This is a genomic window from uncultured Campylobacter sp. (assembly GCF_938045625.1).
Classification (GTDB): domain Bacteria; phylum Campylobacterota; class Campylobacteria; order Campylobacterales; family Campylobacteraceae; genus Campylobacter_A.
This window is the reverse complement of sequence record NZ_CALIAV010000065.1, coordinates 40,247-54,763: the sequence shown is the minus strand read 5'-3', so window position 1 is coordinate 54,763 and position 14,517 is coordinate 40,247. Positions and strand designations below refer to the sequence as shown.

The window sequence follows — 14,517 nt, the reverse complement described above, 5'->3', positions numbered from 1 at the left end:
AATTCTTTATAAAATACATTAAAAGGTTCATTAATTTTTAATACTTCTCTAAAGCTTGTTGAAAATTTTTTGTTCTTTTTCTTTAGCTTTAGTAGCTTAAAATAATCACTTTGAGTTTTTGTGTTTTCTGGCTCTTTCATAAATTCTAGAAAGCCAATATCGGCATTAAAACTTTTTGCTATAGCTTCTAGTGAATTTAGTTTTCTTATGTCCAAGTATATACCTAAAAATAAAAGTGGATATGGAATAAATAGGATTAGATTGTAATTGACTTACCATCGAATACGATTCGTATTCCAAATTATTTTTCCATACCCTTTTATAATTTTAGCATAATAAATCTAAATATTCTACGCCACGATGTTTGGAAACTCAAACACCGTTTTGCCGCTTTTTATCGTGATTACCGCTGCGCCTTTTAGCATTTTGCCTAGTAGCGGGGAGTTTTGGGATTTTGATTTATTTAGGTTTTTGTCGTAGAGATACTCAAAACCCGGATCGATTATCGCGATGTCGGCGAGATAGCCCTCCGCGATCACGCCTTTGTCTTTTAGTTTTAAAATTTTAGCCGCATTATAAGACGTCAGAGCCGCCATTTTCTCGTAGTCTATCACGCCGTCTCTTACTAGATCTAGTGTCATAGGCACGAGTGTTTGTAGGCCGAGTATTCCAAAAGGCGCCTTGTCGAATTCTAAAAATTTCTCGTCGTTATGGTGTGGGGCGTGGTCGGTCACGATGACGTCGATGAGACCGCTTTTTAGGCCATCTCTGATCGCCTCTACGTCTGATTTCGTGCGAAGCGGCGGCGACATTTTAAAGTTCGTATCGTAGCCTAGCAGCTCGTCCTCGGTATAGGTAAAGTGGTGCGGAGTCGCCTCGCAGGTCACGTTTATGCCGGCTGCGCGAGCCTGCGCGATGAGCTTTAGCGACCACTCGGAGCTAACGTGCGCGATGTGGATGTGGCCGCCCGTGAGCTTGGCTAGTAGCAGATCGCGCGAAACCATGATCTCTTCTTGCTCGCGCGGCATACCCTTGATGCCTAGTATCGCCGAGACGCGGCCTTCGTTCATATGGCCGCCGCGACATAGCGAGCAGTCCTGGGAGTGGTTGATGACGAAGCTGCCGAAGTGCTTTGAGTACTCAAGCGCGTATCTCATCACGTCGCTGCTAGCTACGGGCAGGCCGTCGTCGCTAAACGCCACTGCGCCAGCCTCAGTCATATCGCCCATCTCTACGCACTTTTTGCCGTCCATTTTGCTCGTTATCGCGCCGATTGGTAGCAGGTCGATGAGACCGCGGGCTCTAGCTTTAGCTACCATATCGCGCGTGACGACGGCGTTGTCGTTTACTGGATTTGTATTTGCCATCGGGCAGCAGGTGGTTACGCCGCCTGCGACCGCGGTTTCAGAGCCCGTGCTTATATCGTCTTTATACTCAAGGCCGGGATCTCGAAAATGCACGTGCATATCGATGAGACCCGGCATCACGAGCTTGCCGCTAGCGTCTATTACCTTATCCGCCGTCGGTTCGCTCGCGGTGATGAGAGAGATCTTGTCGCCTTCTATCAGGACGTTTGCTTTTTGTGAGCCGTTATGATTTACGATCGTGCCATTTTTGATGAGAGTTTTCATTTTGTGCCTTTGTTTTTTATGAGAGTATCTAGGATCGCCATCCTGACGGCGACACCGTTTTCGACCTGATTTAGCACGTGCGAGTAGCGCGGATCGTCGGCTACGTCGGAGTTTATCTCGACGCCGCGGTTTATCGGGCCTGGGTGTAGGATCATGACGCCTTCTTTGGCGTATTGCATTTTGGCTTGGGTTAGGCCGAAAAATTTGGAGTATTCGCGTACGGACGGAAATGCTATCTCGTCATCCTGACGCTCTAGCTGGATACGCAGCATGATGATAACGTCCGAGTCCTCGACGGCCTCACGCATATCGGAGCAAATTTGACAGCCAAAAGCCTCCATACCCGTTAAAAACATCGGTGGGCCAAAGAGCTTAACCTTAGCTCCGAGCGTTTTTAGGACGTAGATGTTTGAGCGCGCCACGCGGCTGTGAAAGATATCGCCGATGATGGCGACCGTGAGATTTTCTAGACTGCCGCGATTTTCCAGTATGGTAAAGAGATCAAGTAGCGCTTGGCTAGGGTGTTCGTTTAACCCGTCGCCTGCGTTTACGACGTGAGCATCGGTATTTTCAGCGATAAATTTAGCTGCGCCCGAGCTGTAGTGGCGCACGACTACGATGTCTGTTTTCATCGCGACGATGTTATGGACGGTGTCGATGAGCGTTTCGCCCTTTTTGGTACTAGAGCTTGAGGCGGTGAAATTTATAGCGTCGGCTCCTAGGCGCTTAGCCGCGATTTCAAAGCTCGTTCGCGTCCTAGTCGAGTTTTCGAAAAAGGCGTTTACGGTCGTTTTGCCGTAGAGCGACTTGGCTTTTTTGGTCTCGGAGTTGTTTAATGCCTTAAACTCCTTGGCTAAATTTAGGAAATGGTAAATTTCGTCTTTGGTTAAATTTGTAGCGGTTACGAGGTCTTTTTTGGTATAGCTCATCCGTTTTTTCCTTAGAAAGATAGAGTTAAATCAAAAAAGCGATATTACCCCGTTTTTACTTAAGATTTAATTTTGCAGCCTGCTAAACTCCGCGCCCAGACGCTGTCTAATCTCGTCGCCCGCGCGCTCGCCGTCTTTGAAATTTTCCGTGACGAGATCGTCTAGGCGGCTTAGCACCTCAAAGAGCTCACTTTCCCATTTGTCTGGGTTTCTAGCGGTGTTCATCGTCTCGATAAACGTTAGCTTCTTGCTCATCTCGCTTAGGCTTTCTAAAAACTTTTCTTTGAGATCCTCGTTTTTTAGGGCATCGTCGTAGAGCGCTTTCATCTTTAGCTCTCTTAGCTCGCCGTTTATTATCTCGCAAAAATCCTTGTACTTTTGTACCGAAATTTGACGCGCGGCCTCGGGGGAGTTGTTTGCTAAAGTACCGTTCTCATCGATCTTTCTCGTTATTTTTTGTATCTGCGTGTATAGCACGAGTGCGGCTATGACGCAGATGACGGCATAAAATGCGATAGATGACATAGGTTTCCTTTTTTAGATTTTAAATTTGCGGTTATACTGAAATTTTGCTTTTTTTACTATAAATCGCGCTAAAGCTAACCACCGCCAGCGCGCTCCAGATCAGCAAAAACGACAGCGCCTTAAGCGCGCTAACTTGCTCGCCGTAGTAAAAAACGGCAAGCAAAAGTTGCATCGAAGGTGAGATGTACTGCAAATAGCCGATCGTGCTCAAATTTAGCCTCGTGGCCGCCGAGTTAAAAAGTAAAAGCGGCACGACGGTCGCAGGCCCGCAAAGAGCGATCAAAAGCCCAAACCACGAAAAGCTAAAGTGATTTTGCCCGCTAGCGGCTACGAAAAATAGCGCGACAAGCGCGATAGGAGCGATGAGCGCAGTCTCGACGAAAAGCCCCTCTAAAGATGGCACGCTAAGGCGCTTTCTAATGAGCGAATAAAATCCAAACGTGATAGGTAAAATGATAGAGATGATAGGCAGACCGCCCGCGTCGTAAATTTGCACGCCGATAGCAACAAAGACGATAGCGATGGCAAATTTGCCCGCGCGCGATAGCTTTTCTTTTAAAATCAGCACTCCGAGAAGCATGTTTACGAGCGGATTTATGAAGTATCCTAGGCTAGTTTCCACGATCTTACCGATATTTACGGCGTAGACGTAGATCCACCAGTTTGCGGCGATGAGAACACCCGTGACAAATAGCCAAAACGTAGTTTTTTTGTCGCTTAGAATTTTCTTCGCAGCGCCTAGTTTGCGGCCAAATTTGAGTAGCAAAAACAAAAGCAGTACCGACCAAAGGATGCGGTGAGCGACTATCTCGGTGGCCGAAAGCGCGCTGAGTTGCTTGAAATAAATAGGAAAAACGCCCCAGATCACAAAGACTGATAGGCCGTAGATGAAGCCGATTTTGGTTTGATTTTTGTCTTGCATTTTTCCGCTTTTTTGGCGAAATTATATTTATTTGTCGTTAATCAAAGCTTATGTGGCTCAAAAATGCGCAGCGAGGGCAAATTTGGGGCTAAAATTTGAAATTTTATCTGTAATAAAAGTTCTTTTAGCTAAAATCGGGGTTATTTTTAAAAAAGGTTTAAAGATGTGGAGCAGAGATTCGTGGAGAAAATTTAATATCTTGCAGCAGCCAAGCTACCCAGACGAGGTCTTGCTAAAAAAGGCTGAGGATAAGCTAAAGACGATGCCGCCGCTAGTTTTTGCCGGCGAGGCTAGAAACCTAAAACAAGATTTGGCTAAAGTTTGTAACGGCGAGGCGTTTTTGCTCCAAGGCGGCGACTGCGCGGAGAGTTTTTCAAATTTCAACGCCGTAAATATCCGCGATATGTTTAAAGTGATGCTACAAATGGCGATCGTTTTGACGTTCGCCGGACGCTGCCCCGTCGTAAAAGTAGGGCGCGTGGCGGGTCAGTTTGCTAAGCCTAGAAGCTCGGACTACGAGGAGCAAGGCGGTGTAAAGCTACCAAGCTACCGCGGCGACATCATAAACGGCTTTGAATTTAATACCGAGGCTCGCATACCCGATCCAAATCGCATGATCGAGGCATACTATCAAAGCGCATCCACGATGAACCTGCTTCGCGCCTTTTCTCGCGGCGGTTTAGCCGATCTGCACGAGGTAAATCGCTGGAATCTTGGCTTTATCAAAAAGCCCGAGCTTGACGCCAAATACGGCGAGCTAGCTAGGCAGCTGAGCCAAACACTAGCATTTATGGGCGCTTGCGGTATAAATGCCTCAAATACTCCTGCCCTTAGCGAAACCAAGGTCTACACCTCGCACGAGGCGCTTTTGCTGCCGTACGAGGAGGCTCTAACGAGAGAGGATAGCCTCACTGGCGACTGGTACGACTGCTCGGCGCATATGCTCTGGATCGGCGAGCGCACGCGCGGCGTAAACGACGCTCACGTGCATTTTCTAAGCGGCGTGCACAATCCTCTAGGCGTAAAGATCGGACCAAACGCCACCGCGCAGGACGTCATCGCGCTCGCAAATGCGTTAAATCCGCAAAACGAAGCCGGTAGACTAAACGTAATAATCAGAATGGGCGCGGATAAAATCGGCGAGCGGCTGCCTAAAATCCTACGTGAAGTAAAACGCGAAGGGCTAAATATCGTCTACAGCATCGATCCGATGCACGGCAATACGATAAAAGCCGCAAACGGCTACAAAACGCGCGAATTTGACAAGATCCTAGCCGAAGTGCAGAGCTTTTTTGAAATACATAGAGCAGAAGGCACGCATGCGGGCGGCGTGCATCTAGAGATGACGGGTCAGGACGTGACCGAGTGTACGGGCGGGTCGTTTAAACTAAACGAGGATGATCTCGCGCACAGATACGAAACGCAGTGCGATCCGCGCCTAAACGCCGATCAGTCGCTAGAACTCGCGTTTTTAATCGCAGAGTTTTTAAAGAAAATTTAGCTTTATCGGGCGTAAATTTGATGAAATTTGCGTCCTTTAAATTTGACGCATTAAATTTATCAAAATTTGGCGAGGTTCAAATTTGGCTCGTAAATTTACGGAATTAAAACGAGTCAAATTTACTCACGCCCGCCTTTTGTCTTTCAAATTTGACCGTTTTTGTCTTTTTTAAATTAAATTTACCCCAAATTTCGCGAATTTCTTAAAATTTAATCCAATTTTCGCTACATTAATGAAAAATTATCAAATCGGAGAGAATCAATGAGCGATGTTTACGACATTATCGTGATAGGCGGCGGCCCTTGCGGCATCGCGACCGTCGTAGAGGCGAGAGCCAATGGATTAAAAAAAGTTTTGCTTCTCGAAAAGGGCGACAACCACAGCCAAACTATAAGAAAATTTTACAAAGACAATAAGCGCGTGGATAAAGAGTATAAAGGTCAAGACAGCACCATCCACGGCATCGTATCCTTTGAGGACGGTACAAAGGAGAGCACGCTTGATTATTTCGATAAGCTGCTAGACGAGGAAAAGATCGAGGCCGTGTTTAACTCCGAGGTCGAAAGCGTAAAGAAAAAGGACGGTTTGTTTTTCGTGCACACCGCAAAGGGCGACTATCAAGCCAAAAACGTGATGATAAGTATCGGTAAAATGGGACGCCCGAATAAACCGGACTACAAGATCCCACCTTCGCTAAATAATGTTATAAATTTTAACCTAAACTCCTGTTCTAGCGGCGAAAAAGTCCTCGTAGTAGGCGGCGGTAACTCGGCCGTAGAGTACGCCATCGAGCTATGCCAATACAACAAAACTACGCTGGCGTACCGTAAGGATAAATTTAGCCGCGTAAACGACGTAAACGTAACGGCGCTGTGGGAACTAGAAAAAGCAAATAAGCTAAAAGTGCGATTAAATCACGATATCGCCGAGATCGAAAATGAATCAGGACGCGTTAGAGTGCACTTTTCAAACGGAAAAATCAGAGTCTACGACAGGGTCGTCTACGCTATCGGCGGCTCGACTCCGGTGGATTTTCTACAAAAATGCGGAGTTGAGCTCGACGCAGACAAAGATCCTGTCGTAAACGAGCACTATGAAAGCAGCGTGCCCGGCCTATATATCGGCGGCGACATCGTGCTAAAAAACGGCGGCTCGATCGTGCTCGCGTTAAATCATGCGCATAAGGTAATCCAAGACATCAAGGAAAAATAGAGTTGAGAGCGTTAAATTTAGTTTTATTTTTTATCTGCGGTTGTTTACTCACGCTTGGCGGGTATTATTTGTATTTCGAGTTTACGAAACCGTCTACAAAGCCTACGGAACTCGCCGTGCAGATAATGAACGTCGAAGAAGCGCCTAAAAACGAGAGCGTAGGCGGTACGGGCGAGACAAATTCGGCTATCCTAAGTCAAGCTTTGCCGCAGGAAAAATATGCTAAAAATTTAGACGCGAACTATACGGACGCGCCTATTTTAGGCGACGAGGACGAGCTAAAAGAGCAAATCCGCGTCCTGCGCGCTCAAAATAAGCTACTCTATGACGATAACGTCGATCTAGTGAGTAAAAATCTAGAAATCTCAAATCTTTTAAGCGATCAACAAGCCGAGCTGGAAACCAGACGAAAACAAGCCGCTAGCGCTAACGACAAGCAGCGTCTAAGCGCGATTGATGAGCTAAATAAAAAACTAGCCAAAGCGCAAGAAGAAAACGAAAAAAATAAAAATTTAGAGCAAAATTTGACTTCGCTTCGTAGCGAGATCAAAACTCTAAAAGCCGAGCTTGAAAAAAGGCAGAGCGAATTTGACAAATCAAGTGCTAAAACGCAAAACGAGAGCCAAAATGCACTAAAAAGGTTGGAGGCTCAAAACGACGAGCTAAAAAATGAAGCGACTTCTGCTAGAGCTAAATTTGAAAGCGAACTAAGAACGGCGACCGAGGAGGCCGCAAAACTAAAGAGCGAAAATGCTAGGCTCGCAAACGAGCTAGGCCTAAAAGATAGCGAGATAAAAAGGATCACTAGCGAATACAACGCTCAGGCTCTAAATGCTCAAAATTTATCTAAAAATAGGATCGCCGCCCTAGAAAAAGAACAAGACGCGGACAAGAAAAAAATAAGTGAGCTTGAAGCGAGCCTTGAAAACGCAAATAAAAAAGCCGAGTCAAAAGCTAAGCTAAAAGCGATAAATGATGAGCTAAACGCGACGAATAAAGAGTTGGTCGCAAAGCTCGAGAAAGAAAAACAAGGATTTGAAAAAGAGATTGAACAAAACGAGGCTATATATAAAACCGAGCTTGAAAAGCTAAAAAATCAGCTCGAAAATGAGCGCCAAGAGACCGAGCGAAACGTATCCGAACTAAAGGCTAAAATCTACGAGTTGGAAGATCAAATTTCGCAAAAAGATAGCTCACTGCAAAGTGCGGAAGCTAAGGTTACAGAGCTAAACGAGTCGCTAAATATCCAAAAAGAACTGCTAGCGGACGAGATCGCCGCTGGTAAAAAAAATATCCAAAACTATAAAATTTTAAATAACAAAATCACGACTTTAGTTGAAAACGACATCAAAACAGCCAAGGAAAATAAAGAGCAACTAGACGCTCTAAATGAGCTTTTGACGCATAAAGACGCAGAGCTCGCGACTCTAAGAAAACAGATACAAGACGGAGCTAAAGATCTAAGCGACACGAAGGAAAATTTAGCTAAAACAAGTACGCAAAAAAACATCGCAAAGGGTGAAGTGGCGCAGATACTAACCAAAAATGAAGAGCTGATGAGCGAAAATGAAAATCTAAAAAAGATAATCCAGCTAAATTTTAGAGCCGAAGTTCCTAAAAAAGTTGTTTTCATCGCCTCGGTCGAGTGCTCGGATATGAGCGCGGGCTCAGACAGGCCGACGCAAGTTTGCAAAAACAAGGTAAGCGACTTTTTGCAGAGTTATAATTCAAATTATTATTTCGAGATCACGCCGATAGTGAGCCGCGGTAACTTTATCGCCACGTCAAAAGCGGCAAAAGTGATCCCGCAAGACGAGCTTGAAAAGATCGATTCATACGCAAATTTTGGTATCGGCAAAGAGCGCGCCAAGGTGGCCGGCGAGATGATAAAAGATGAATTCGGTGACTTTTCCCGCATATCGTACAGTAACGACATTATAACGTCTCAAGATAAGCAAGGATTTATCATCAAGGTATATAGATGATAATCACTCAGCCCAAAAACGGCTACCGCTACAATAGTGACACGATGTTTTTGTATGACTTTATCCGTGAGGGTGGAGTGTGCGGCGAGGTGCTAGAGGTTGGCTGCGGTAGCGGGGTTTTAGGGCTGCTTTTAAAGCGCGATTTTCCCAAAATTTCACTCAGTTTGCTTGATATTTTAGAAGCTAACGTAAATTTAGCCGCCGCAAACGCTAGCCAAAATGGACTTGAAGCCGAGTTTATATCGGCTGATTTTGCTAAATTTAAGAGCGAAAAAAGATATGATCTTATCGTCTCAAACCCGCCCTTTTACCACGACGGCGTGAAGAAAAGCGAAAACGAGCACCTTCGCACCGCTAGATATAGCGAAAATTTGCCGCTTAGCGAGCTTGTGGGTAGCGCAAATTCGCTGCTAAAGCCGCGCGGAGTTTTTAGCTTTTGCTACGACGCTAAGCGTATATCTGAAATTTTGCTTTGTTTGAGCGAATTTAAATTTACGCTTACTAGGCTTTGCTTCGTGCATCCAAAAGCGGACGGCGCGGCAAATTTGGTACTAATCGAGGCCAAAAAAAGCTCAAAATCCTTGACTCAAATTTTACCGCCGATTTTCGTTTTTGAAGGCGGCGTTTATAGTAAAAAGGCAGCCGAAATTTTCGCTACGGCAAATACGCAAAGCAAGGACGCTGTGGAGTGAGTTTGCTAAGACAAAGCGGTTTTGGTTATGAATTTGACGCTAGCAAGTGCGAGCTGTGCGGCGGTAAATGCTGCACTGGCGAGAGCGGCTATATATGGATAAGCTCCGCGGAAATCTCGGCACTGGCGGAATATTTAAAAATAAGCGAGGATGAGTTTAGATCGCGATTTTTAGATAAATTCGGATACAAATTTAGCCTCAAAGAAAAGCCCTATGAGGGCGGATTTGCGTGCGTTTTTTTTGACGAAACGGCAAAAAACTGCTCGGTTTACGACTTTCGACCGAGCCAGTGCCGCACCTTTCCGTTTTGGGACTATTTTAAGGATAAAATCAATGAATTGGAGAAAGAATGCGCGGGAATAAGGCGATTTTAAAATTTATATTGGCGGCCTTGCTTGTTTGTTTTGCTACCGCCAAAGACGGTTTTGACGAGAATTTGTACGTTATCAAGGCGCTTTTGGCGGTTGAAAACGCTAATCACGACGAGGCGACCGAGCTTTACGAGCAGCTTTACGAAAAAACTAAAAACACGGACTATCTAAAAGAGGCGCTCAGGCTCGCGTTTTTTTCTAAAAACGTAAATTTTAAAAGCATTTTAGCGCTCAGCCAAAAGGTACTAAAAGACGACGTGGACGTGCTTCGCATACAGGGCGCAAATTTGATGAGCGAAAATAAACTCGACGAAGCCGCAAGGATAATGAAAGAGCTCGTCCAAAAAGAGGACGTCTCTAAAAACCACGTCATGCTCTCTGCCGTCTACTCTATGCAAAACGACAACAAAGCCGCTCTAGGCGAGCTCGAGCGCGCGTATGAGCTAGATAGGAGCGTGGAAAATTTGCTACGCATAGTCGATCTTTTATATAACAAAATGAACGACAAAAAAGAGGCAATCAGGCACCTGGAGAGCTCGCGCCGTATCGACGGCTGCGAGGTAGAGACCTGCACGGCGCTAGTGGATATCTACGCGCAGGACGGCCGCTACTCCGATATGATCGATGTTTACGAGAGTCTTTTTGAAGCGACGAAAGAAAAAATCTATCTCGAAAAAGCGCTCGGCGTCTATGTTTTTCAAAAAAACTACGACGCGGCGATCAAATTTTTGCAAAAATACTCCTACAACGACGATGCTTTGATGGATCTTTACGCTGCGACGGGGGATTTTGCTAAGGCGTATAAAAAGGCGCAGGAGGCATTTGATAAGAACTTTAATCTCGAATATCAAGCCAAAATGGCGATATATCAGTACGAAAGAGATACGGATAAACAAACCAAAAAGATAGATAAAGATAGCCTAAAACAAGTGATCGCCAACTTTGAAAAATCAGCCGTAAAGCTAAATAATGCACTATATCTAAACTACTACGGCTACCTACTCATAGATCACGATATAGACGCGAAAAAGGGCATAGAGCTAGTAAATAGAGCCCTCGAGCTAGAGCCGGGTTCGGTGTTTTATCTAGACTCGCTAGCGTGGGGATACTATAAGCTAGGCGAGTGCAAAAAGGCTGACGAGATAATGCGGCAAGTCCTGCACGACGAGGAATTTGTAAATTCGCCCGAAGGCAAAGAGCATATAAACTCTATCAAAGAGTGCCTAAAAAAGGGTAAAAAATGATACTAGATCAGATAATTGAACGAACTAAAGAGGACTTGGCGCTGCGAAAATCGCAAACGCCTTTTGAAAAACTACAAGAGCTCGCTGTGAAAAATCTGCGCGAGATAAAAGACGCGGCAAAGGCGCTAAAAAGCAGCGCAGACGAGCCGTATCGCATCATCGCCGAGGTCAAAAAGGCAAGCCCTAGCAAAGGGCTGATAAGGCCAAATTTTGCGCCCGTAGAGATAGCAAAAGAGTACGAAAAAGGCGGCGCAAACGCTATCTCGGTTCTAACCGAGCCGCATTTTTTTAAAGGAAATTTGGAGTACTTGGCGGCCATCAGACGCGAAAGCTCGCTGCCGCTACTTCGCAAGGATTTTATCGTAGACGAGTATCAAATTTTAGAAGCGCTCGTTTACGGAGCCGATTTTATACTACTTATCGCAAAGGCTCTTGGCGCCGATGAGCTAAAACGGTTGCTTGATTACGCGCGCTCTTTGGGGCTTGAGGCCTTGGTCGAGACGCACGACGAAGAGGACGTAGAAAAGTCAAATTTCGCATGCGCAAAGATAGTCGGCGTAAATCACCGAAATTTAAGCACGTTTGAGATGGATATGAGTCTTTGCGAGAAGCTGTTTTCTGAAATCAAAAACGCAAGCGTAATCGTCGCTGAAAGCGGTATCTACGAGCATTCACAGCTAAAAGAGCTTCATGCTCAAGGAGCCGACGCATTTTTGATAGGCGAGCATTTTATGAGGCAAGAGGACTTGGCAAAAGCCGTAAAAACCGTAAAGGAGGGCTGATATGGAGCACATTTGCGCGCCGTGGAGGAGCGAATATTTTAGTAAAAAGGAGCAGGGTTGCGTCTTTTGCAACGTCGTAAATCACCCAGAAAAAGACGTCGAGACGGGCGTTTTGTTTCGCGCAAAGCGGTGTTTTGGGATTATGAATCTCTACCCGTATACGCCTGGACACTTTATGGTGATACCTTATGTACATACCGATAATATCGAAAGCCTAGACGAGCAGACGTGGTCGGAGATGAGCGCCTACGTGCGCGAGGGCGTGAAAATTTTAAAACGCGAGCTAAACGCGGCTGGTGTAAATATCGGGATGAATCTTGGCAAAGCAGGGGGCGCGGGCATCGCAGAGCATGTGCACTATCATCTAGTGCCACGCTGGAGCGGCGATACGAATTTCATCACCTCCATCGCCGAAGTACGCGTAAACGGCGTGCCTTTTACTCCGCTTTACGAGAAGCTAAAAGCCGCATTTGCTAATGTTTGCTTTAATGAGCGGTAAATTTATTTTTACCAAATTATTTTTTGGTAGAATTATCAAAATTAAAAGATATTAAGGCATACGATGAGATTTATTTTGCCGATATTTTTATCGTTTTCTTTTGTTTTTGCAGGCTTTAGCTGCGATGATGCTTTGACTGAGAAGCAGCGATTTTTCTCGCAAAATTTAACCTTTTCGGGAGAATTTGAGCCAAACTGTAATGACTCTATCCTGGGGCTAAAAGAGGTTCAAATTTTACTCTCAGCCGCTCAAAAGATCCGCGCCGAAAGTCTTGCTTGCGTTGGGAATTTAGCAACCAAAAATTTAAACGAGTTTAAATTTAAGATTTTAAAAGCCTCCTATGCGCCCGAAATTTACGCCAAAGAGCTAGAAAATCCCGATGAATACGAAAAACTCGTAGCGCAAAATAGAGCCAGGCTTCGCTACTGGGGACATCAAAGTTTAAGTAACTTCACGGTTTTTAAGGACTTTAACAAAGACTACAACGCCGTCTTGGGGCCGCTGGTAAACTACTACAAATCAAATTTCAAAATAGACGAAGGCAGCGCGATTTATTACGCTTCGAAGGTCGCAAACGAGTTTTTAAAATTTGCCGCCGCGACTTTGCAAAACGGCGATATGGACGAGTTTGCGAGAAAGGTTAGCGACCCGACTTTTACAAAATACGGCATAAATGAGGCGATATATTCTGGCGCCGTTTCGCAAGCCTCGCTTCAAAACGCTTTTAATGCCGCGCTTCTTTACGAAAAAAGCGAGGACATCATAAAGGAATTCTTGCACGCGGGCGTAAATTTAAACTACGGATTTGAGAGTTCGCTGTTTTTCGCGCTTAAAAATTTAAATAACGTAAAGCTCCTGGTTTCTAGTGGAGCGGACGTAAACTATGCAAATTTGCTCGGCGTCACTCCGCTTTTTAATGCCGTGCAGCTAAATGACATAAATTTGGTTAAATTTCTCCTCGAAAACGGAGCTCTAGTAAACAAAAGGCTGATAGACATGAGCACCAAGCTTGCATATAGCGCAAATTTGAGCGTTCAGTTGCCAAGTTTCGTAAAGCTCTGCGACTTTGACGGGGCGTCAAAAAGCGTGCTGATGAGCGCGGCAGGGGCGGCAGATGTGGAGATATTGCAGCTTTTGGTAGATAACGGCGCGGAAGTGCAGGCGGTGGATGATAACGGACTAAACGCCCTAGACTACGCGATTATCGGCAAAAAAGAGATCAACGCGCAGTATCTAAGGGCGATGGGGCTTGAGTCAAATTTGATCACCGAATAAGGAGAAAGATATGAAAGGAACGGCTTTTATTACTGGCGCTACGTCGGGTTTTGGCGAGGCGATAGCTAGGACGCTCAGCCGCGAAGGCTACAAGATCGTAGCACTGGCTCGCCGCAAGGAAAGGCTCGAAGCTCTGGCAAAGGAGCTTGGAAACACTCACATCATCGTCGCCGATATCCGCGATAAAAAGGCGGTTTTTGACGGCGTGGCAAATTTACCGCAGGAGTTTTGCGATATCGAAGTGCTCGTAAATAACGCAGGCCTAGCGCTGGGACTTGAAGGCGTAGCGCAAACTAGTATCGAGGACTTTGAGACGATGGTTGATACCAACATCAAAGGCTTTTTATACTCGACCAAGGCCGTTTTGCCGCTCATGATCGCGCGAAAGAGCGGCTATATCTTTAATCTAGGCTCGACCGCTGGCGCATGGCCGTATCCGGGCAGTCACGTTTACGGTGCGAGCAAGGCGTTTGTAAAGCAGTTTAGTAGAAATCTGCGCAACGACATCCGCGGTACCGGCATCCGCGTGACAGAGATAGCTCCCGGTATCTGCAAGACCGAGTTTAGCGAGGTTCGTTTTGGCGGCGATAAGGCTAAAGCCGATGCGGTTTACGAGGGCGTGGAGTACATCACCGCCGATGATATCGCGCAGATAGTGCTAAACTGCCTAAATATGCCTCACCGCGTAAACATCAACGTCGTCGAGGCGATGGCGACGCAGCAGACTTGGGCTGGGCTTTTTATCGAGAAAAAGTAGGCTTTTGCCGTTTGCGGATTCGGGTTAAATTTGACTCTTTTATCAAATTTAACCCGAAATTTGATGCCTAGTATTAAATTTCAAGCGGCAAACTTAATAGCGTTTTAAACCTGTGCGGTTTGAAGCAGATATCGTAAATTTACCTTTTTATACAAATGACGCTCTGCGCTTTAAATACAAAATTCGACCAAC

At 45.6% G+C, this 14,517-nt stretch carries 15 protein-coding genes; 10 read left to right on the top strand and 5 right to left on the bottom strand.

From position 1 onward, the window contains the following. From Q0386_RS07070 to rarD, 5 genes are all read right to left on the bottom strand, one after another. A partial coding sequence (locus Q0386_RS07070; protein WP_299029053.1) for a hypothetical protein occupies positions 1 to 215 on the bottom strand: 215 nt, incomplete at its 3' end. Positions 216 to 350: 135 nt separating this feature from the next. After that, a complete protein-coding gene (locus tag Q0386_RS07065; protein ID WP_299029050.1) occupies positions 351 to 1,631 on the bottom strand; it encodes a dihydroorotase family protein in 1,281 nt (426 codons plus the stop codon). Then, positions 1,628 to 2,560: an aspartate carbamoyltransferase catalytic subunit gene (locus Q0386_RS07060; protein ID WP_299029048.1), complete on the bottom strand. Its 933-nt coding sequence runs from the start codon at positions 2,558 to 2,560 to the stop codon at positions 1,628 to 1,630. The genes Q0386_RS07065 and Q0386_RS07060 overlap by 4 nt, the downstream gene beginning before the upstream one ends. A 66-nt stretch (positions 2,561 to 2,626) precedes the next feature. Then, the gene (locus Q0386_RS07055) at positions 2,627 to 3,085 is read right to left on the bottom strand and encodes a hypothetical protein (protein WP_299029046.1); all 459 of its coding nucleotides are present in this window, start codon (positions 3,083 to 3,085) and stop codon (positions 2,627 to 2,629) included. A gap of 31 nt (positions 3,086 to 3,116) precedes the next feature. Beyond that, positions 3,117 to 4,007 carry an EamA family transporter RarD gene (gene rarD / locus Q0386_RS07050; RefSeq protein ID WP_299029044.1) on the bottom strand — a complete coding sequence of 297 codons (891 nt, stop codon included), beginning with the start codon at positions 4,005 to 4,007 and terminating at the stop codon, positions 3,117 to 3,119. A 163-nt stretch (positions 4,008 to 4,170) separates the two neighbouring features. On the opposite strand from rarD, the gene Q0386_RS07045 reads away from it, so the two are divergent. From Q0386_RS07045 to Q0386_RS07000, 10 genes are all read left to right on the top strand, one after another. Further along, on the top strand, positions 4,171 to 5,508 hold the full coding sequence (locus Q0386_RS07045) for a class II 3-deoxy-7-phosphoheptulonate synthase (RefSeq protein WP_299029042.1): 1,338 nt from the start codon (positions 4,171 to 4,173) through the stop codon (positions 5,506 to 5,508). A 261-nt stretch (positions 5,509 to 5,769) separates the two neighbouring features. After that, on the top strand, positions 5,770 to 6,720 hold the full coding sequence (locus tag Q0386_RS07040; RefSeq protein ID WP_298946708.1) for an NAD(P)-binding domain-containing protein: 951 nt from the start codon (positions 5,770 to 5,772) through the stop codon (positions 6,718 to 6,720). Positions 6,721 to 6,722: 2 nt separating this feature from the next. Further along, positions 6,723 to 8,705: a vesicular transport factor Uso1p gene (locus tag Q0386_RS07035; RefSeq protein ID WP_299029039.1), complete on the top strand. Its 1,983-nt coding sequence runs from the start codon at positions 6,723 to 6,725 to the stop codon at positions 8,703 to 8,705. Then, entirely contained in the window at positions 8,702 to 9,397 is a 696-nt protein-coding gene (locus tag Q0386_RS07030; RefSeq protein WP_299029036.1) for a methyltransferase, read from the top strand. The genes Q0386_RS07035 and Q0386_RS07030 overlap by 4 nt, the downstream gene beginning before the upstream one ends. Continuing rightward, positions 9,394 to 9,771 carry a YkgJ family cysteine cluster protein gene (locus tag Q0386_RS07025; RefSeq protein ID WP_299029033.1) on the top strand — a complete coding sequence of 126 codons (378 nt, stop codon included), beginning with the start codon at positions 9,394 to 9,396 and terminating at the stop codon, positions 9,769 to 9,771. The genes Q0386_RS07030 and Q0386_RS07025 overlap by 4 nt, the downstream gene beginning before the upstream one ends. After that, positions 9,747 to 11,012 (top strand): hypothetical protein, encoded by a 1,266-nt coding sequence (locus Q0386_RS07020; protein WP_299029030.1) that lies wholly within the window; start codon positions 9,747 to 9,749, stop codon positions 11,010 to 11,012. Before Q0386_RS07025 ends, Q0386_RS07020 begins: the two co-directional genes overlap by 25 nt. Beyond that, entirely contained in the window at positions 11,009 to 11,794 is a 786-nt protein-coding gene (trpC, locus tag Q0386_RS07015) for an indole-3-glycerol phosphate synthase TrpC (protein WP_299029027.1), read from the top strand. Before Q0386_RS07020 ends, trpC begins: the two co-directional genes overlap by 4 nt. Position 11,795: 1 nt before the next feature. Beyond that, positions 11,796 to 12,293 (top strand): HIT domain-containing protein, encoded by a 498-nt coding sequence (locus Q0386_RS07010; RefSeq protein ID WP_299029024.1) that lies wholly within the window; start codon positions 11,796 to 11,798, stop codon positions 12,291 to 12,293. Positions 12,294 to 12,356: 63 nt separating this feature from the next. Beyond that, entirely contained in the window at positions 12,357 to 13,568 is a 1,212-nt protein-coding gene (locus Q0386_RS07005) for an ankyrin repeat domain-containing protein (RefSeq protein ID WP_299029021.1), read from the top strand. A gap of 10 nt (positions 13,569 to 13,578) precedes the next feature. Then, on the top strand, positions 13,579 to 14,325 hold the full coding sequence (locus Q0386_RS07000) for an SDR family NAD(P)-dependent oxidoreductase (RefSeq protein ID WP_299029018.1): 747 nt from the start codon (positions 13,579 to 13,581) through the stop codon (positions 14,323 to 14,325). Positions 14,326 to 14,517 lie beyond the last annotated feature (192 nt).